This window comes from Pantoea vagans (assembly GCF_004792415.1).
Classification (GTDB): Bacteria; Pseudomonadota; Gammaproteobacteria; order Enterobacterales; family Enterobacteriaceae; genus Pantoea; species Pantoea vagans.
Genome location: NZ_CP038853.1, coordinates 3466403 through 3486139, shown reverse-complemented (window position 1 = coordinate 3486139; position 19737 = coordinate 3466403). Strand labels below are relative to the sequence as shown.

The following is a 19737-nucleotide window of genomic DNA, read 5'->3' as shown; positions in this document are numbered from 1 at the left end:
GTGATTATGCATCCTCTTATCTTAGCTGATTAAGAGTATGAAGGCAGGCACATTGTGAGGTGGCTAAATATTACCATTCCATATAAAATGATTGACCTATGCGTAAGCTTTTTTAACGGAATAGATGTTGGCAATATTCTTTCGAATAGGGGTTGAAATGTGATTACCGATAAATATAGCAAAGGTCCGGCAAAACTGGCACTAACGCTTTTGATGATGGCTGCTATTATTATTTACGCCGCATATCTGGTTCAGGCTATTTATACCGGGAGAGCGCTGTATGCTGATGGGGCGAATTTCTTCGTTGAGTTACTTACTAAGACGAGCAACTGGCCAGTCGCAGACGATTCAAAACACATTAGATTGTTCGTCAATATTATCAATCAGCTTCCCATAGTGATTGCACTTAAAACAGGTGTTACTGATTTACCTGCGCTAAGAATTTACTTTGGCATGGGACTTTTTCTGATGCCACTATGTTTTTATCTATACTGTTTTTATTTAAGTCGTAGGGCGGGGGACTTTAGAGTTTTCTATTTTTCAATTTTCAATCTTGTAGCATGTGCCATTCCATCGGATATGTTTATCCTGAATCAGGCTTTCACCTCTTTGGCCCTATCATGGATTGTCATTCATTACTTGCTATTGAATTTGAGATTAAATTCTTTTGATTATGCTGCAGTTTTTGTTATTTGCGCTATTTTATTTCGAGCGCATGAAAGTCTGATAATATGGGGTGGTATTTTTTTCCTCGGCGCTGTTTGCGTTAAAATTTTCCGGGATAGAATGTTTTTTGATAATAAAAAATATCTAATATATATGATTGGTGTGTTTGGTATGCTCCAGTCAGGTTTTGTTGCGTTCTGGCAATATTCACACCCTGTTGGAGAGCAAACATCTGCATTTCTACAGCTCATTACTCTGTTGAAACCCTCGGAGATTTGGGTTGGAAATACGAAAATAAGTGTTGTGATGACGATAGCTTTGATATTATTTTTCTTTAGCCAGTTATTGCTCAATCGCAATCCGAGAAAAAATAAATTATCAAACATTTGCACCTGCATTTTCCTTATTTTTATTTTTAGTTGGATGTTATTAATTGGAATTCATGCAATTAATGACTTCAGTTTTACCGATCCTGCAAGAGAGTATGAATATAGATTTTTGATAACATTTGGTTCAAGTGGATGGATGTTGTTGTCAATATTATATTATTTATACAATAAACCACTTAGCAATAATGTTAAATCCATAAATAAGGCTATCATTTGTGCAGGTATAATTTCAGCATCCTTATGGCAGATATCAAATAATTTACAATGGTCAATCTTTACTAACGCTACATCACAGGTATTGCAGAGTTCATCTTTTTCAAGGATTGACCCTGATAATGTTCGTAAGTACCTGGTTGCTGCTAATAATGAAAATGCATATAAGTATCGCTGGGGATGGGCATGGACGGTATTAGGTATGAGTCTTCAGAAAAATTGGGTTGTAAATAAACTTTATAAGCCAGAAGGATATGAAGAATACTTTAATCCGCCAAAAAGGATCCCATTTATACCGATGAATGGTGATGATATTGCGAGTAAAGGGCCTGGCTTATATCGTTTTGAAGAGGCAACTATATCTAAAAAAAATAACCGTTAACTTCAAAATAATTTCAAAAAGCAGGGGTTTATTATTGATAAGAAAGAAGATTTAATGCTAATTTAGTTTATCTCTACTAAGTAAGGTGACTGATAAAAAGGTTACCTTATTTTTTATCGGGTCTCAGGTAAGATTAAAAAATGTCACAACTAATTTTTATAGATTACGGCATTTTTATTGTCGAAAAGCTAATCGTCACCTTTATCAACGTTTCGATAAACTATTCGATAGATAAATATAATAATTCAATAAAAAGCCACAAGGTATAAATCGTCAAAGTTATTTTAAACGCAAGTGCATTGATTAATTAAAATGAGTTTTAGGAATATAACTGCTTAGGTTGTTAAATTATAAAATAACAAATTTTTATAAAAAAAACCAGGTTTCTTCTTTATAATGGTCAACAGAAGCTAAAAAATTTCGCCGGTTGTCGTCAAATTGACACCGGCGAAAAAGCAATAGCGCATGCACAGAATAATTGCAGCCTGGAATTTAAAGGCCATTGCACTATTTGTATATTACGGTAATAACTCTACGAAATATTTTCTTTTACTATCGATTCCTTTTATTATTATTTTTTTACTTTCCAAATTTCACAATTTATTAGCCGGTAATTGCAGGAACTGCTTGAGTTCAGCTGGGGTTCCTAACACATGAACATCAGAAAGTTGTAAGTCAGACAAAGATACTTTTCCACCTTCAATCAGTAATTGACGGTATAGCGGGGCAATATATTTTTCGCCGCGAACAAGATTAAGTGGCTCGCTGAAAAAACGGTCGTAAAGATCTACATATTGGCCTGCATTACCGAACCAGTATAAACCGATAGAAGCATAATCTGAGATACGCTGCTTTTCAGCAAGATCGACTGCCCATCCATCCTCTCCTAATTTTACAAAACTCCAGTGATCTCCTGGAACCTTAAAACAAGGTACCCAACCATCCGATCCTGTACGTATATCGGCCGGAGTGAGTGCATGAGGTTTGACGTATGTATCAATATTGTAAACTAGTAAAGGCCAGTCTGGATTCCAAAATTCGCGCGATAAATAAGCACTGGTAGCCTGACCATCAGTCAATTCTTCAACTTCAACAATGTGAACATCATCAAGGCCAAGAGCATTCGTATGATGTAGAACAAATTCTGATGATTTATTTTCACGCAGACATACAAAAATGACCTTACAATCTGGTGTGAAGAAATTTTTTAAAGAAAGCATAGACCATTCAAACAAGCTACGGTCATGGGCCATGATTTCATATTTTGGTGTATTGTAACCCGCTTCATAAAACCGCGAGCCCCGTCCGGCCATAGTGATAACAATATTAATTGACATGATCTTACCTTTATTCCTGTCCAAGTAATTTTTGGATTTCATTTTCACTCAGTTTGAGAAATTCATCAGGGCGAATTGAGCGGTCATCAATATAAAATCCAAGTTTTCGTGGCCATGGTTTTCCAAATAAAATTTCATCGTAAGGAACGTTCCATTTTTCCAGCCATTGGAGTAACACTGGGGCTGTATGCTTATTAATTTCACCAATGTTATTTTTATAGGTATTCATATTTCTCGATGTATATAATAATATTCTATACCCTTTGCTCTGATATTCGGCCAGCTTGTCAAGCATCTCCTGCCTTGGAATTAAATCCGCATAAGATTGGTCTGCGGTTTTAATTCCACAGAGTGTGCCGTCTATGTCAACAACCAGAGTACCATCAACATCATCAATTTGATTAAACATTTTCAACCTCATCGAGTATTTGGCGCGCTTTTAACATAAAAGCGAGCACTTTATTTGGGTAGTCGATGTGCAGTGGCAGCATCGATAAAAATAGAGAGGCCTCGCCTAATCGCATGATGCGAACATCGTGACCCATAGCTTTTACCTGATTGACAAAGATTGGCTTCAGAGTTAAATGATTAATATGATCAAAATTAAGAACTAAATCGTTATTGTCTTCAAAACCAACGCTATAAAGACCGTTATTGATAAAGTCGTAATCACCCAATACGCTGTGTGAAATTTTGCATAGGTCGTACAACGGATGAGTCCATAGATCTTCTTCTGATAAAGCCCCTTTAGGATCTATTAATTTGAGTAAGTAGCGCTGCTGGTCATACAGAATATTGGAAAAGCACGGATCACCATGGCCTACTACAAGATAGTCGAAACAAAATGATTTTTCGAACTTCTTAAAAAGCTTTAAATAGCGATTCAAAAGATGGGTGATGTCAATTTCTGGTGATGTACTTGAAGCAAGTTGATTGATCCTTATGCCTTCAGGCATAGTCAAAAACTCATTTACTCGTTTTTCAAGCTTGCTCACGAATAGACTGTGGGTCAGGGCAGTCATCTGTTCTTTAGTACAGGATTTCTTAGGCCGGTCTGAAAAAAAGAATAGCAATCGTTCAATAAAGGGAGCAAAGGTATCTGGATCAAATGCGCCATGTACCCATTGCAGCGCAGAATCAGCAAGATAGTAGCGAAGCATTTTGTAAGAGGAAAAATCACCTTCATCATTATAGTTAAATGTTTGAATAATCCATGGTCTCATTCGCTCGGGGACCAGACTATAGTACATATACTCGGCCTGCATCTTGCGCTTATCACTCGAACGCTTCGTATAGTAATACGTATCAATCATGACCTCATTAAAGTGGCGCGTTGCCGTTGAACCGCTGCTGAATAATATAAAGTCGCGAATTTTTCCCAGGTCAAGTAATTGCAACGATTGCAGGCGCTGGCTATCTTGCCATGACTCTGACCAGATATGTAATGGCGAAGAAGTGAACTTTTCCCACTCATCCACCAATTTATGGGCATTATGCCAAAATACCATCAAGGGCTTATAAAGAGTATTAGTAAAGTCCTCTTCTGCATAAGGTAGACGTTCAATTAACTGGGTAAGTGAATCAGCTTTGGAAAAGCCCGCACGGCCAGCAATTACACAGGCCGCTGTATCTTCGCTACAGTTCTCAAGAGTCAAACGCAATGCTGTAAGGTCAGCATTGTTTTTCAGGCGCACCAGCCTCTTTTTCGCCCACTCAGGTAATGCTTCCCGGAAATGTTCAAATAATGGTCGACGCTTCAATATGATGTCGCCATAGCTGCGGACACCTACCAGGCTGCATACTTCACCGCTTGTGAGTTCACGATCGTCGACTATGAGGATAAGTTTCGAGTGGATGTCTGACATATCAAATTCTCGTTATTTTGAAGCGTGCTGCAAGCCATACCGCAAACAGAAACGCAATGGTCAGTATGACTAGAGCAAGAGATTGGTAAACGCCAAAGGCGTCCTGACTACCTGTTGGTAAGCTAGCCAACAGGCCCGAGGCAAAGAGCTCTGCAAAATTTGGTTCGTCGATGGCAAGCAATTTTATGAAAAGTGATAAGGCCATTATTTCAAATAACCATATCAAAACCGACAGGAGTAGGAAACCTGAAACACGTCCCTCTAGTGACCGATTTATATTATTCCCAAGATTACGCAGGGTATGGCTGGTGCGAAGGATGAGCAGGCCGCGTTTCGATAGGCTGGTATGGACCAGATGACGATTAAGATAAACGAATACGTTTGCTACTGCGAATAATCCTAATAGGCCGATTCCGCTTGCCAGTACGAAAACGATAAAAACCACACGCATTTTAGGTGGCACATTAATATTTAATAGGTAGAAGCTAAAAATGAAGACACTAAGTATCAATACATCGCCAAATCGTTCAGCCAGCCAGACTGCAATCCCCTTCTGACGTTCGTCATATACGCGTACGAATGCAATTAGACGCAATATTTCACCCATTTTGAACGGCAGGAAGCTACTGGGTAGAGCGGTTAAAGCGTGTGACGAGACAAGAGAAAATGCATTTTTTCTTTTGTCGAGTGTTAATAAAACTAAACGAAGCATTCGGAAAACATGCGAGCAAAGATATAGCATCGTGATACCGAGCAGACCCGCCCAGTTTGTGACATGACCGAGACTGGCTATGTCGGATATATGGCAACTGAGCCACCCTACAACAATGGCTAATAACAGGCACAAATAAATTTTTAGGCTTTTACTCATATCGGATTCATCAGTTATTTTCGTTGTTACGGTAGCGAATCTGCCCGGTGTAATTCTCGAAGGACCTCGTACGTAGTTCGCTGTTTAAGAATCTGCCGCGTTTGAACGCATAATTCGTCAATAACCAGAGTACCTTAAATGCCTGAGTAAACAGTTTGACATTGGAACGTTGATCTTCTTCACGCCATGAGATAGGAAAAAATCGCACTTTTTGCTTGCGATGATAACTTGCCAAAAGCATGACATAATTGAAGGTTAAATCGTCAGGGAACTTTTTCAGGTAAAATTCCTGAAAGGTTTCCATGCGATATAAATTCAGACCTGAACCTAAATCATAAATTGAACGTTTTGCCACTAGAGAGAATAAAGAGTTATATACCCGATTACCAAAGGTACGAAACCATGAATAACCTTTGAGACGGCTGTTACGCATAAATCTTGCACCGAGTAAACAGTCAGCGTCTAAATGATTTCCGGCTTCCAGTTGTGGAATCAGATCATGAATGTCTGCCTGGTCGTCCCCATGTAGTACTACGAGGTAGTCGAAATTCTGTTCGATTGCATAATTAAATGCTGCCTTGTGTGAACCACCAAGTCCATAATTATCATCGTTGCGCCAGGCAATGAAATTGCAATGCGTAAAGACTGACTTGCCACATTCAATAGCGACTTCTAAAGTCTTGTCGGGTGACTGATTGTCAATGACTATAACGGTATCAATCCATTGCTGTACTTTAGTATCAAATTGATTGATAACACGGCGAATTTGTGCTTCGCATCGGTAAGCTGGTATAAAAACTAAGATTCTTGGTTTCATAAATACGCCTGTTATTGATTTTCAGGTTTCATGAACCTGGTCAGCAATGTCATAAAAAGGAAGTTGGTTAATAAATTTGGGCCTGTGATAATTATTTTTGCAATCAGACCAGAGTTGATGCCAAGTAGTTCGCTAATTTCAAAATTGAATCTCGATGTTGCAACTTGGGTAATCAATGCCGAGTATGACAATATTGATATACCCTGATAACCCCAATAAACAGGAAGGTACACCGACTTACCGTACCCGCGTCGTTTAAACACGCGATTGAGTGCGACGATCCAGACATATGTCACTCCAACCATTGAAGATATGAAGTTTGCATAAGCGGGGGCAGTTCCAAAAAATTGTGATATGACAGTAAAAGTCAGCATATCCAGAAGCCATCCAACACCTGAGATTAACACAAAGCTTAGAAACAATTTCATAGAGGTAATGCCTTCTAAAATTTATTGCCAGCATCCACTCCAGGTGGGCTACTTCGAACCAAAGGCTGGCGATCTTATTACATACAGATACGTAAAATCACCTTTTTTATCGACTCAAATGGGTGTGCATCTAAGATTTGTTTTGTCAGATTAGTGGGGAAATTCAGAGTTGAAGGATAGCAGATAGTTTGGAGGTAAAACCGCGCTACGCTTAACGATAAGCGCGTGGTTGTTCAAGTTGTGAGCGGTGTAACCGGAGAAAGACGTGGGCAGGGTTAGACAGGTCAGAATGACGGGAAAAAACCTGCCGGGCTAGCCCTTCACCCGGCAGCTCACAACACAGCATCCTCAATCAATGCAGGCAGCACTGCTTATACTTTTTGCCGCTGCCGCACGGGCAGGGATCGTTACGACCAGGCAGTTTCTCTGCTGAGACAGGTTTCTGTGGCACGGGAATAGCTTCCGGCTGGGAGATCCAGTGATCGTGAATCGCCAGCGCAGCAGGGCGAATCGCCTCAATGCTGGCTTCCATCTCGTCCGGCGTCATGGCGTCGATCTTTTCGAGGTTCTCTTCCACACCGTGCAGGGCGATAGCGTCCAGCGCAGGCTGCAGATCGGCAGGCAGGGCAGACCAGTCGGTCAGCGCGACACCGCGCATGTAGCCGAAGCACCACTCTTCCACCACGGTAAACTCCAGACCTTCCATCTCGCGGATGCCAAACAGCGGTTCGAACTGCTCCGGGAATTCAGATAAGCGGTCAGCCACATCATTCATATGCTGGAAGCACAGCGACATAAAGCGCGTCATTTCACGCTCGTTGCTCCATTTTGGAATCTGCTTCTCGCCACCCCACAGCGCCACCAGCCACTGGCTGGGTTCGACGGTCACGGGGCCGGAGAGAACGGCAGTCAGCAGGCCATCCAGTTCGGAGACATCGATAATTGACGCTTCGCTGCCATATTTTTCCAGCATATCTTCCAGCCATTGCAGCTCTTTTTCGGACAGTGGGCCTTCTTTCATGCGGTTGCCTCCCGGGCATATCAAATTTCAGCGCGGCGTTAAGCCTCAAAACCGCAGCAGTGTACACCCTTGTGGGCTGCAACACAGCTAACCCTGTTCGGGCATTCCCTGGCAGCGAAACCGCGTTTAGCCTCTCTGTCACCCTTTATGAAACAGCAGGCACGTCGCATCTGAGGTACGTTCTGGCGCTGCCGCCGCTCTGCGGCGCGTTAAATAAATGACTGGCAGAGGTAAAACAGCGTTTCCTGCAGCATGGCTTTGGCTGGCTGTTTCACACGGATCTCCGCTATCGGCCAGTGGATGAGCAGATAACAATGCGATTTAATCTGCCTGCTGGCGGGTGGTGTCACCCTGTCGCAGATCTCCGCGCTGGTGGGCTATATCGGCGGCTACGCCAGTTTTATCGGCTACGACAAACGTCACGGTAATGCGATTGTGGTGCTGCAGAACGGCTTTAACTGGAGCAACAATTCAGGCATTGCGTTGTTGGTCGATCTGGCAACTCAGGATAAAGTGGTCAGATCCGTTACCTGGCCTGTGTGCAGTAAAGCGAACCGCGCTGTTTTCCCTGCACATAGCAGCAGCACAACGGAACTGAAGTGCGGTAAACTTTAGCCTGACTGTCAAAATTCAACGTGGAAATCATTATGCGCAGGACTCAACGTGTACTTTTATCAATGGGATTACTGGTTGGCTCGCTGAGCCTGATCCCCGCTGTACAGGCTGCTGGCGAAGCAACGGATACCGTTCCGCCACCGCCGCAGATCCAGCCCGCTAATCCTGATGCTCAGCCCGCGACGCCTGATACCGGCAGCGTCCAGCCGGATGCCGGTGCGGCGCAAAGCCAGGCACCGACCAGCTCACAGTCTAATGATGGTATTACGCCGACCACGCCAAACACGCCGTCAACGGTTAATGGTGCGCGCCCTAATTACGATCTCAGCACCATCATCATCGACTACAAACAGTACAACATCGGTGACATCGTGCCAGAGAAGTACACCGATAAAACTTTCACCATCACCGAGTGGCAAAAGCGTAATCTGCCTGCACCGCAGGAAAATACCCACTGGGCGTATATCAACGCCAACTACATTCTGATTACCAATGACACCGGCAAAATCGTCATGGGTAAATCGGGTGATATCTTCTTCCGTGGCTGATTCCGTGGCTAAATAAAATCAGCCGGTCATGATGACCGGCTTTTTTTAGCTAAAACGCTCTGCACTAAAGCCTGCCAGCATCGGATGCTTCTCACCGCTTACGATCTCTTCCGCCAGTAATTCCCCGACAATCAGCGCCAGCGTTGCGCCGGAATGCGTGAACGCCACATAACAGCCCGGCACCTTTTGCAGCTGTCCCAGCACCGGATCGCCATCGCCCGGAATCGGCTTCAGGCCAATCTTCCAGCTCTGAACGCTGAGCGGCTCGTCACCCCGTAACAGCCTGCTCGCTTCGTCTGCCAGCTTTGCCACGACCTGCTCATCAATATGGTACTCACCGCCGGGCAGCAGCCGGATATCCTCTTCGTACCAGTCATGATCCAGTGCGTAACGGTTACCCGGATTGGGACGGATAGCGGCGCGGGGCGTGTTCAGCACCGCTTTCAACTTATGGCTGCCCGGTTCGGTGATGACCAGCATGGAGACCGGCGATCCGTTGGGGATCGTCACGCCAAGCGGTGCAACCACATTTGGTGTCCAGGGACCGCACGCGACCACCACCGCATCTGCCCGCAGTTCACCCTGTTCACTGCGGATGCCACAGGCGCGGCCCTGCTCGGTGAGCACGCTGGCTTTACCGGCGTGTTCTATCACTTCACCCCCGCGCGCCCGGAACTGATTTACCAGATAATCGGTCAGGTGCGGCAGGCTGACCCAGCCTTCACCGGGATTGAATATCGCCTGCGACGGCAGCGCGTCGGGATCGATGGCCGCATCTGCCTGCGCCACGTTATCCGCGGTCATAAGTTGTGAGTCGTAGCCGTGGGCTTTCTCATAGGCATGCCGCGCCTGGGTTCCGGCTGCATCGTCTTTAAACCAGCAGACCCCGCCATCAAAACGCAGCCAGTCGAGGTCAGGATGTTGAGTAAACAGGGTGCGATAGCGATCAATGCCCGCCATGCGCAGCGCGTGGTAGGGCAGGGAGCGCTCACCCGCTGAGTTGAGCCACGACAGTGAACGTCCCGATGCGCCGGAACAGAGCGCAGCTTCGGTCACCAGCGTCACCGCTGCACCCCGTTTGGTCAGCTCCAGCGCCGTCGAGACACCGATCACGCCACCGCCCAGTACCACCACTTTCAATTCAATTTTTAACGCCATTATCAGGTTCCTTGCTCAGTTACAGCACTTCAGAGAGAAAACGTTGCAGTCGCGGCGACTGCGGTGCATCAAAAATGGCACCCGGCGGTCCGGCTTCAACAATCTCGCCTTCATCCATAAACACCACCTGATCTGCCACTTTGCGTGCAAAGCCCATTTCATGGGTCACCACAACCATCGTCATGCCGCGACGACAGAGAGCCGCCATCAGCGTCAGGACACCTTTCACCAGTTCGGGATCGAGTGCGGAGGTCGCCTCGTCAAACAGCATCACCTCGGGATCCATCGCCAGCGCGCGGGCAATCGCGACGCGCTGCTGCTGGCCGCCGGAGAGATCGCGTGGCCGGTGATCGGCACGTTGGCCCAGGCCCACCTCTTCCAGCCGCTGACGCGCAATCGCCATTGCCTGCGCCTTGGGCAGGCCTTTAACCCGCCACGGGGCCAGCGCCACGTTCTCCAGCGCGCTGTGATCGGGGAAGAGGTTGAAGTGCTGAAACACCATGCCAATCCGCAGCCGCAGCGCATCAGGCTTGTCGTGCAGCACCGATCGGTCAGCAAGCAGGACATCCCCGGACTGCGGCTCATGCAGCCGATTGATGCCGCGCAGCAGCGTCGATTTACCCGAGCCGGATGGCCCGATAATGCAGGTGGTGCTGCCTGGCGCGACCCGCAGCGAGACGTTACGCAGCACCTCAATCGGGCCATAGGCCAGCGTCAGATCGCGCAGCTCCAGGCTGGCACCATGCCAGCTCGCGCCATTCAGGTTATTCATGGGTGCCTCCGATTCGGGGTTGCGTGACCAGTGAAACGCCGGGCGCTCTGACTTCATCCACCTCTTTTAAGCCGCTTTTCGGTGCCGTCAGGCGACGGCGGCCGGTGCGATAGCGCACATCGACATAGTTGACCATGTGCGTCAGCGGCACCGTGATGATCAGATAGAACAGCCCGGCCAGCATCAGGGGCGAGAGGTTGCCGGTGAGCACCGCGGCATCCTGACCCACACGGAACAGCTCCCGCTGCTGGGTCATCAGGCCCAGCAGGTAGACCAGCGAGGAATCTTTGATGATGGCGATGAACTGGTTAACGATGGCGGGCAGCACGCGGCGGATCCCCTGTGGGATCACCACCAGTCGCATTGCCCGGCCATAGCTCATCCCCAGCGCCCGGCAGGCCTCCATCTGGCCGCGCTCCACGCTCTGAATACCGGCGCGAAAAATCTCGCCCATATAGGCGCTGGCGATCAGGCTGAGGGCGAAGATCCCCAGCGGATAGGGCGTAGGACCGAACAGCTGATAGCTGAAGCGCGCCAGGCCCTGACCAATCAGCAGAATGGTCAGAATCGAAGGCAGCCCGCGAAACAGATCGGTATAGAGCCGGGCCGGCAGGCGCAGCCAGCGTGAGGGCGAAATGCCCATCAGCGCCAGCAGCAGCCCAAACAGCGTGCCGAGCAGCGTAGCTGCGAGCGAGATAATCACCGTGTTGACCAGCCCGGTGGTCAGCATCTGCGGCAGCACTTCCATCATGGATGGAAAATCAAAGAAGGTGCGCGAAAGAATCGTGAGCAGGTCCATCGCCGTCTCCATGCAGGGCGGGGGTTCCCCCGGTTAACTCAGGACGCGAACGTCCGCCTCTTTATTGCCCGCCAGGCAGATACTGTTTTGGCATCGGCGATCCGGGGAACCACTTCTCGTAAAGTCGTTTCCAGGTGCCATCCTGCATCGCGGCTTTGATGGCCCCGTCCAGCGCGGCCTTAAAGGCGGGTTTGCCTTTGGCTATGGCAATGCCAGCTGGTGCATCAAACGAGGGAATGTCGGCGGCAGAAACCAGTTTGAAGCGTTCGGCGTAGCTTTTGGCCGCCTCGTAGTCCAGGAAAATGGCGTCGAGCGTGCCGTTGTTGAGCGCGGAGACGGCGCTGTTGTTATCCGGGAAGCGCACCAGATCGGTCTGTGGGAAGTGTTCGACGGCATAGCTCTCCTGCAGCGTGCCCTGAACGACGCCGAGCCGGTGTTTTGCCAGGCTGGCGACATCCTTCACGCCGCTGTCAGATCGGGTGAGAACGGTGAGAAATCCCGCCAGATACCCCATCGAAAAGTCGACCGTCTTTTCCCGCGCAGGCGTGATGCCGATAGCCGCCACCGCCGCGTCATACTGACCGTTAGCCACGGCCGGCATGATCGCCGAGAAGTCCTGACCAATAAAATCGACCTTATCGATCCCGATACGGTGGGCGACGTCCCGGAAAAACTCGACGTCAAAGCCGGTGAACTGACCGCTGGCGTCCGTGAAGGTGTAAGGTTTGGAGTCGCCGACGCTGGCGACCCGTAGCTGACCCGGTTCGATCAGCCCATAAGGATTATTATCGCTGGCAGCCAGCGTACAGAACGAAAGTGAACAGAGTGCGAGCGTGGTGCCGAGCAGTTTGCCCAGGGTGGTTTGCGATTTCATAGCTCATCCGTTTTTGCAGGTTTAAACATCAGAGACTGTTGAGCCAGCAATTATAATTGAGACCGGTCTCAACGCAGGTGGCACCTTAAGACGTGGGCATTGTGAGACCGGTCTCAAGGGGTTACAATGAGTTTAAGCACAGCCTTTTTTCGGCGTCAATATTCCTGTCATCAACCTGTGATTCAAAATAATTATGACGAGTCAGAAACGACAATCGAAAGCGCCTACCGTGGCGGATGTGGCACGTGCAGCAAACGTCTCAAAAGCTCAGGCGGCGCGTGCGCTGGGAGGCTATGGGGCAGTCAGTGATGAGGTGCAGGAGCGGGTCAGCAGCGCGGCCTCTGCGCTGGGCTACCGTCCGAATGCCCTGGCCCGCAGCATGAATACCGGGCGTTCTAATACCATCGGTGTGATTGTCGGCGATATCGAAAATCCTCACTTTGGCCTTGCGCTGCGCGGGATGGCCGATGTGGCACGCACGGCGGGTTACCATCTGCTGCTCAGTAACAGCGATGAGAAACTGCAGGCTGAGCAGGATGCAGTGCGGGTGATGCTGGAAAAGCAGGTCGACGGCATTATCGTGGCGCCATGCTGTTCGGAGCACCAGCACAACAGCCATCTGACGCAGGTACTGGAAGACGGCAGAGCGCTGAAATTATTTGATCGCGCAGTGACTGACCTTGATGTGGAAGCGATCTGCTGCGAATTCACTGAGGTCGCTAAACAGGCGACTACCCGATTGCTGGAGGCCGGTCATCGTCATATCGCCTATGTCACCAGCATGGCGCTAGCAACCGACTACAGCACGCCAGGCGATTTTGGCCTGACGCCGGTCGCCCAGCGCGTTGGCGGCATGATGCAGGCCTTTGCTGCCGCGGGCGTGGCGTTTGATCAAACGCTAGTGAAAGTGAACGCGCTGGATGAAACCGAGATTGCCCGTATTGTGGCTGAACTGTGGCAGCGTCCGCAGCCGCCTACGGCGCTGGTGGCCTCAGACAGCGTGGTCGCGATGTGGCTGCTGCGGGAAGTCACGCAGCGCGGACTGCGCATCCCTGCCGATCTCTCCTTTGTGATGTATGACAATTTTCCGTGGAGTGAGATTGTCACGCCGCCGCTGACTGTAGTGGCGCAACCGGTGTATGAGATGGGCCGGGAAGCCGCACGACGCCTGATTTCGGAGATACGCGGCGAAGCCGTCGGGCCGATGCCGCGCTTTGATGCCCGCCTGATGATTCGCCAGTCGATTGCTGCGCCGGCCAGCCTTGTCAGCACGGAATGATTAGGTTATCCGGGCCAGCCGAGCAGGCGACTTAGCTGGCGCGTCGCTGCGGTAATTTGCGTGTCGCTGCAATTACCATAGCCAATCACCAGCCCCTGCTGCACCGGTTCGCGCAGACAGAAGGTCGAGAGAGCCGTAGGTGCGTAGCCCGCCTGGAGCAGTGTGCGGGTGATAGCGACGTCATCCCGATGAGGCTCGAGTGGCAGCACCAGATGCATACCGCTGTTACCACCCAGCAACGGAATCGCCTGCCCTGCAGCGCGTTGCAGTTCGGTTCGCAGCCATGCCTGTCGCTGACGATAGAGACGACGCATTTTGCCCAGATGGCGGCGATAATCACCACTGAGAATAAAACGCGCCAGCGCCTGTTGTTCCAGCCGGTTTCCGCCGCGCAGGATCTGATGCAGTGCCGGTTGCAGACGCCTGACCAGCGGCGCGGGCAGCACCATAAAACCGATGCGCAGCGCGGGGAATAGCGTCTTGCTGAATGAGCCGAGATAGATAACCGGAGCATTATCGGTCATGCCCTGCATCGCCATTACAGGTTCGCCGTGGTAATGGAAGTCGCCATCATAATCATCTTCAATAATCCAGGCTTGGTGCTGCTGCGCAGCCGCAATCAGCGCCAGACGCCGGGCCGCGCTCATGACGACGCCGGTGGGATACTGATGGGTAGGCGTGGTATAAATCAGACGGGGTGGAGCCTGTTTCCAGTGTTCCGGCTCGGGGGCCATTCCCTGGTCATCGGTGCGGATCGGGACAACGTTAAGTTCTCCGGCCTGCAGAGCCGATTTGGCATTACGATAACCCGGTTCTTCAATCCAGCCATGATCGCCCGGATTACTCAGCAGGGCGACGCACAGCGTAAGCGCCTGCTGCACACCTTCAGTAATCACAATCTGTCCGGGGTCACAACGTACACCGCGCGTGATACGCAACTGTTGCGCCAGTACGGCACGCAGTTCTGCTTCACCAAAGGGATCGCCATAGCCGAGCAGCGACGGTGGCGGGTGACTCATTACCTGACTCAGCGCCCGGCGCCAGGCCGCCATCGGAAAATGATTCAGAGCCGGTATGCCGGGTCGCAGCGGCAATGAGCCGGTGTCGATCCACTGGCTTTGGTGAAAAGCCTCAATCCGTTTTGCCAGCGGCCAGCTGGCTAGCGTGTCGTCATCCGCCTGCCCGGCAGGCAAAGCCAGTGAGCTGACGCGGCTGCCCTGTCGATCGCTCATCAGATAGCCCTCAGCCTGCAACTGGGTCCAGACGTTAAGCACGGTATTCCGCGATACCTGCAGCTCAACTGCCAGCTGCCGTGTAGCTGGTAACATCGCGCCAGTGGCAAGCTGACCCTGCAAAATGCCCTGTTTTATCCGCTGATAAAGTTGCTGCTGCAGCGTGGTCCCGGCGGCGGGTATCAATGGTGCCAGCAGCAAAGGGGAGATCTCTGGCTTCATAGTCGGGTCCCGTGGATCTATCATTTTTCCTGATTGTGGTACTTTTTAACCCACCATGATAGTGGCAATCTGCGGATATCATCTGCAGCCGGGAGGCGATATGTCACAATATCTGAATCAATTCGGTCAGCCGGTCGGCCAGCCTTTACCAGACTGGCAACCCCGTCCTTTACCGCAGCATCAGGTTTTCACCGGCGAGTCATGTCGGCTGGAGCCGTTCAGTGCAGCACGGCATGGTGATGCACTGTCTGAAGCCTGGGGGCTGGCTGAGGATGGACGCGACTGGACTTACATGTTTATGGGACCGTTTGATGACCGGCAGGCGTGGCAGGATTATTTCAGCCAGATGGAAGGCAGTCGCGACCCACTGCATTTTGCGGTGATCGATATCGCCACGGAGCAGGCGGTGGGCAGTCTGTCGTTAATGCGCATTCAGCCTGAACATGGCGTAATGGAAGTCGGACACGTTGCTTTTTCGCCCAGGCTGAAGCAGACCCGCATGGCAACGGAAGCGCATTTTCTGCTGATGCGCTACGCGTTTGAGACGCTGGGTTATCGTCGTTATGAATGGAAATGCGACAGCTGCAATGCCCCGTCGCGTGAGGCAGCGGCCCGTCTCGGTTTCCGGTATGAAGGTGAGTTCCGTCAGGCAATTGTCTACAAAGGGCGTTCGCGTGACACCAGCTGGTTTTCGATTATCGACAGCGAATGGCCGCAGGTAAAAAAGGGCCTGCAGCGCTGGCTGGCAGAGGAAAACTTTACCGCTGAGGGTCAGCAGCGTGAGAAGCTGGAAGCACTGCGCGACAGACCCTGATCGGGTAGTGGGCTCACAGTAGAATATCTTTCAGGACCGCCGCCAGCAGGGTGGTGGTCATGAGGATAGACAACCGTTTGATCCAGCGCATATCAGTGCTCAGTGTCACAACGTCATTTCTCAGGCTGTCGACAGCGCCCGTTAATCGGAAATTCATTTCACTGAGCATCGCGTCCATCTTATCCACTTTGATTTCCAGGTGATTAAAACGGATAGCCAGCTTGTCGGTTTTTCTTTCAACATGGCCAAGCCGCTCGTCGATCTGATTAACCTTCGTGGCGAGATGCCCGAGGCGATCGTCGATCTGATTAACCTTTGTGGTGAGATGCCCGAGGCGATCGTCGATCTGATTAACCTTTATGGTGAGATGCCCAAGCCGCTCGTCGATCTGATTAACCTTTGTGGTGAGATGCCCGAGCCGCTCGTCAATCTGATCTACTTTCGTCGTGAGCTTGCCGAGTCGATTGTCCATCTGGTCAACTTTCATCGTAAGCTTGCCGAGCTGCTCGTCTGTCTGTTCAGCTTTTGTCTGAAGCTGGCCGATCCGGACGTCAATATGATTGGCTTTGGTCTGAATCTGACCGAGCTGCTTCCCGACCTGTGCGCCTGGCTGCCTCTGCTGCATATCGGTAAAAACCTCCACCATCGCCTCCGCTTGCTGATCGTCGATCCCCGCCTGTTGCAGCGCTTTAAAGGCTTTGTGGGTACTCATCATTGTGCTTGTCATCACGACACCTCCCTGTGTACTCCGGCGATAACCGCATCATGACAGGCAAAAAGCGCATCACCACTCAGTCGGTTATATTTTGCGCGCCATGTCGAAAATATCAATTAGTACAACAGGTAACGTGCAGTGAAGTACGGGCTGCCTCGCAACATGTCGCGAGGGATAGGATGAGGCGCCTCTGCGGTAATCCGCAGAGGCGGGAGAAGAAAAAACGGGTCTTAAGGCTGGGGTACGATTTTAATTTCAACCATACCGATGCCCAGTTTGCGCGGATCCTGCCCGGTAATATTGCCGGTGTTACTCAGCTGCGGCTCAGGGGGGGCAATGACCAGCTGATGGCTGGCGCCTGGGTTGTCGAAATGCAGGGTATGCGTCGATACCTCTTCGCCCAGCGACAGCAGTTGCTGCTGATCGCCGACCCGAACCGGGATCGCGCGGTGTGCGTTGGGGCCATATGCGCGTGCGGTAATGACCAGATCAAACTTAGCCGGGAGTGCATCGACATAATCGATATGCACTTCTGGCGCGAGATTGGCGTTTGACCAGCGCCCCCAGCTCTCTGGCCGTGAGATGCCGCTGAAGCTTTTAATCGTTTCCGGCGCGCCAGGCACATCAAGCCGGAAGCTGTCGGCGCTATAGCGAATGTTGTTATCTTCAATGCGGATCTGCGCCAGGTTCTGCTGGTAACGTGCCTCGCTGACAGCGCCGTCCGGGAACTGCACTTTGCCTTTCCACTGCGGTTTGTCGACATGTGTCACGGTTGGCGTGCCGCCCAGCTGCCCCATCGCCACACAGAGATCGCCGGAAAGGGCCAGCGAAGGCTGCCAGAGTCGCGCCATTTTGAAACAGCGATCCACCCAGAGGAATTTATCAGCAGAGGCGAAATCGGCCAGCTGATAGCGCAGTGGGGCTGAATATTCCCCTTCCGGCATCGGCTCAACATGCTTATCACTGATACGGAACAGAATCGGCAGTTTAAAGGTGGTCCCTGAGAAGCTGAAGGTATTCTTCGCCTGATCCACCGTGAAGCTGTCTATCTTCTTCGGGAAGTTCCAGAGCTGGATGATGTCGGGTTTCCAGCTCGCCACCTTACTCTTAATGTCGTCGAACTGGGTGGAGAGCGAAAGAGAAGAAAGGCTGCTGCGGCCCAGGCCAATCGCGTTATCGCCGCCGAGAATATCCAGCAGCGTCGCGCCATTATCCAGCGTGCTGCGCTTCGCCTCCATCAGCTCCGCCTGCGGTTTATCACCCCGGATCACCATGAACAGATTGCGACGTGGCTGTTTGACCAGCCACGGATGCGCCGTGTTGTTCATGGCCAGATGATCGGAGCTCACCACAATTACGGTATTTTTAAACCACGGCGATGCTTTGATGCGTGTAATCAGCCGCGCCACGTGCTCCTGCGAGCAGGCGACCGCGCTGAAGGACTGATTCGGTTTGCCATCAATGCTGTAGCTCCTGCGATCGCAGCTGCGTGAGATAAACCCGTCCGGGTGATGCGTATCGACGGTCAGCGTAAACAGCGCGAAAGGTTTACCGGCCTGCGAGAGTTCCTGATACTTCTCAAAGACTTCATCCAGCACCGTATCGTCGTAATAACCCCAGTTATTGCGATAAGCAGGATCGGCAACGCGGCTTTTCAGCTCCTGCGAACCATAAAGATTTTCGGGGTCGAAACCGTGCGATTTCAGGAAGACATCTTTACCGGCAAAACGCAGATCGGCGCCCTGAATAAACCAGTTCTGGTAGCCGGAGTTTTTCAGGATGTCGCCCAGACAGACGTTCTGCGGATAGAAGCTGGAGAGCGACGCCGACGCATTACCGTCAAACGGCGCAAACAGCGGAATGCCGCACTGTGAGGCGACCATGCCTGCAATGGTGTAATCGGTGCCGGGTAACTGTTCGGTTTCGCTGAAGTCGATACTCTGCTCTTTCTGCCGGCTCAGCTCAGGCGCCAGGCCGGGAAAGGCGATGGGGTCGAAATAGGTGCGCTCTAAGCTTTCACCATAGATGTAAACCACGTTAAGGCGCGGCTGTTCAATGCGATTACGCGGCACTTTATAGAAGTTGTCGAAGTCAGAGTCCGCCATCTGGGTATGCGACACGATGAGCGTCGCGACCTGGCGAAAGGCCGGGGTGGTCTGCACCGAGCCGAGCGCGCAGGCGGCCGCCAGCAGTGACCAGCCCATGTGATGCGGACGCTTACGCCGACGCAGAATCCACGACAGCAGGCAGAACAGCAGGAACAGCACAATAATCAGCCCAATCGCGGGCACCACATATTTACTGACACCCGCGCCGGTCAGGCTGTTAGTCAGCGTATAGAGCACCGCATCGTTGATGCCGTCACCGGTAAAATAGTTGCTGGCATAGAGGGTGGCATTCAGGACAACGAAAAGCACCAGCAGGATAAGAACAAGAATAAACCAGAATTTGTTACGCCCGGCTTTACAGGAATAGATTGCAATAGCGGCCAGAAACAGCGCGACGGAGACCAATTCGGACAACGGTAAATCCTCTCTCTACAGGGTTGCACGAGGCTTCACGCAACCGGCCACCTTCGGGGATGGTTTTTCGACAATCTATATTGGCTGTCATCCGGCTGCAACATATCCGGCCCGATTTGTGCGGTGGAGAGCAGATTGGTTCAGAAGTGAGGTTTTCAGGCGTGACGGTGGCTGGCGCACCGTCAGCAGAGCAGAAGT

The 19737-nt window shown here is 50.7% G+C and carries 18 protein-coding genes and 1 pseudogene; 5 read left to right on the top strand and 14 right to left on the bottom strand.

Annotated features, from left to right (window positions below):
• Positions 1-159 precede the first annotated feature (159 nt).
• Positions 160-1650 carry a hypothetical protein gene (locus EGO56_RS16470; RefSeq protein ID WP_135910235.1) on the top strand — a complete coding sequence of 497 codons (1491 nt, stop codon included), beginning with the start codon at positions 160-162 and terminating at the stop codon, positions 1648-1650.
• Positions 1651-2243: 593 nt separating this feature from the next.
• Here EGO56_RS16470 and EGO56_RS16465 read toward each other — a convergent pair.
• The 7 genes from EGO56_RS16465 to EGO56_RS16435 form a co-directional block, all read right to left on the bottom strand.
• Complete coding sequence (locus tag EGO56_RS16465) at positions 2244-2987, bottom strand: glycosyltransferase family 2 protein (RefSeq protein ID WP_135910233.1); 744 nt, start codon at positions 2985-2987, stop codon at positions 2244-2246.
• A gap of 10 nt (positions 2988-2997) precedes the next feature.
• A complete protein-coding gene (locus EGO56_RS16460; RefSeq protein ID WP_135910231.1) occupies positions 2998-3396 on the bottom strand; it encodes an HAD family hydrolase in 399 nt (132 codons plus the stop codon).
• The gene (locus tag EGO56_RS16455) at positions 3389-4852 is read right to left on the bottom strand and encodes a hypothetical protein (protein WP_135910230.1); all 1464 of its coding nucleotides are present in this window, start codon (positions 4850-4852) and stop codon (positions 3389-3391) included. Before EGO56_RS16455 ends, EGO56_RS16460 begins: the two co-directional genes overlap by 8 nt.
• Before the next feature lies 1 nt (position 4853).
• Positions 4854-5723, bottom strand: coding sequence for a lysylphosphatidylglycerol synthase domain-containing protein (locus EGO56_RS16450; protein ID WP_135910228.1), 870 nt, complete (start codon positions 5721-5723; stop codon positions 4854-4856).
• A 10-nt stretch (positions 5724-5733) separates the two neighbouring features.
• Complete coding sequence (locus tag EGO56_RS16445) at positions 5734-6540, bottom strand: glycosyltransferase family 2 protein (RefSeq protein WP_135910226.1); 807 nt, start codon at positions 6538-6540, stop codon at positions 5734-5736.
• A gap of 11 nt (positions 6541-6551) precedes the next feature.
• A complete protein-coding gene (locus EGO56_RS16440) occupies positions 6552-6968 on the bottom strand; it encodes a GtrA family protein (protein WP_135910224.1) in 417 nt (138 codons plus the stop codon).
• Between the two features lie 352 nt (positions 6969-7320).
• Entirely contained in the window at positions 7321-7989 is a 669-nt protein-coding gene (locus EGO56_RS16435) for a YecA/YgfB family protein (RefSeq protein WP_135910222.1), read from the bottom strand.
• Positions 7990-8346: 357 nt separating this feature from the next.
• Here EGO56_RS16435 and EGO56_RS22535 point away from each other — a divergent pair.
• Positions 8347-8604: pseudogene (locus EGO56_RS22535) on the top strand (hypothetical protein); the annotation flags it as partial.
• A gap of 32 nt (positions 8605-8636) precedes the next feature.
• Positions 8637-9152 carry an RcnB family protein gene (locus EGO56_RS16425; protein ID WP_061061526.1) on the top strand — a complete coding sequence of 172 codons (516 nt, stop codon included), beginning with the start codon at positions 8637-8639 and terminating at the stop codon, positions 9150-9152.
• Positions 9153-9197: 45 nt separating this feature from the next.
• Here the strand turns inward: EGO56_RS16425 and EGO56_RS16420 are convergent, their stop codons facing one another.
• The 4 genes from EGO56_RS16420 to EGO56_RS16405 form a co-directional block, all read right to left on the bottom strand.
• Positions 9198-10310, bottom strand: coding sequence for an NAD(P)/FAD-dependent oxidoreductase (locus tag EGO56_RS16420; RefSeq protein ID WP_135910220.1), 1113 nt, complete (start codon positions 10308-10310; stop codon positions 9198-9200).
• Positions 10311-10329: 19 nt separating this feature from the next.
• A complete protein-coding gene (locus EGO56_RS16415; protein WP_135910218.1) occupies positions 10330-11082 on the bottom strand; it encodes an amino acid ABC transporter ATP-binding protein in 753 nt (250 codons plus the stop codon).
• Positions 11075-11881: an amino acid ABC transporter permease gene (locus EGO56_RS16410; RefSeq protein WP_033781763.1), complete on the bottom strand. Its 807-nt coding sequence runs from the start codon at positions 11879-11881 to the stop codon at positions 11075-11077. The genes EGO56_RS16415 and EGO56_RS16410 overlap by 8 nt, the downstream gene beginning before the upstream one ends.
• Before the next feature lie 61 nt (positions 11882-11942).
• Entirely contained in the window at positions 11943-12755 is an 813-nt protein-coding gene (locus EGO56_RS16405; protein WP_135910216.1) for an ABC transporter substrate-binding protein, read from the bottom strand.
• Positions 12756-12948: 193 nt separating this feature from the next.
• On the opposite strand from EGO56_RS16405, the gene EGO56_RS16400 reads away from it, so the two are divergent.
• Complete coding sequence (locus EGO56_RS16400) at positions 12949-14034, top strand: LacI family DNA-binding transcriptional regulator (protein ID WP_135910214.1); 1086 nt, start codon at positions 12949-12951, stop codon at positions 14032-14034.
• Between the two features lie 5 nt (positions 14035-14039).
• Here the strand turns inward: EGO56_RS16400 and pdxR are convergent, their stop codons facing one another.
• Positions 14040-15488, bottom strand: coding sequence for a MocR-like pyridoxine biosynthesis transcription factor PdxR (gene pdxR / locus EGO56_RS16395; protein WP_135910595.1), 1449 nt, complete (start codon positions 15486-15488; stop codon positions 14040-14042).
• A gap of 100 nt (positions 15489-15588) precedes the next feature.
• Between pdxR and EGO56_RS16390 the strand changes: the two genes are divergently transcribed.
• Positions 15589-16302, top strand: a complete 714-nt coding sequence (locus EGO56_RS16390) for a GNAT family N-acetyltransferase (protein ID WP_135910213.1) — start codon at positions 15589-15591, stop codon at positions 16300-16302.
• A 13-nt stretch (positions 16303-16315) separates the two neighbouring features.
• Here the strand turns inward: EGO56_RS16390 and EGO56_RS22410 are convergent, their stop codons facing one another.
• On the bottom strand, positions 16316-17029 hold the full coding sequence (locus tag EGO56_RS22410) for a hypothetical protein (protein ID WP_185948865.1): 714 nt from the start codon (positions 17027-17029) through the stop codon (positions 16316-16318).
• 218 nt (positions 17030-17247) lie between these two features.
• The gene (gene opgB, locus EGO56_RS16380) at positions 17248-19539 is read right to left on the bottom strand and encodes a phosphatidylglycerol--membrane-oligosaccharide glycerophosphotransferase (protein WP_135910211.1); all 2292 of its coding nucleotides are present in this window, start codon (positions 19537-19539) and stop codon (positions 17248-17250) included.
• Positions 19540-19737: the final 198 nt, after the last annotated feature.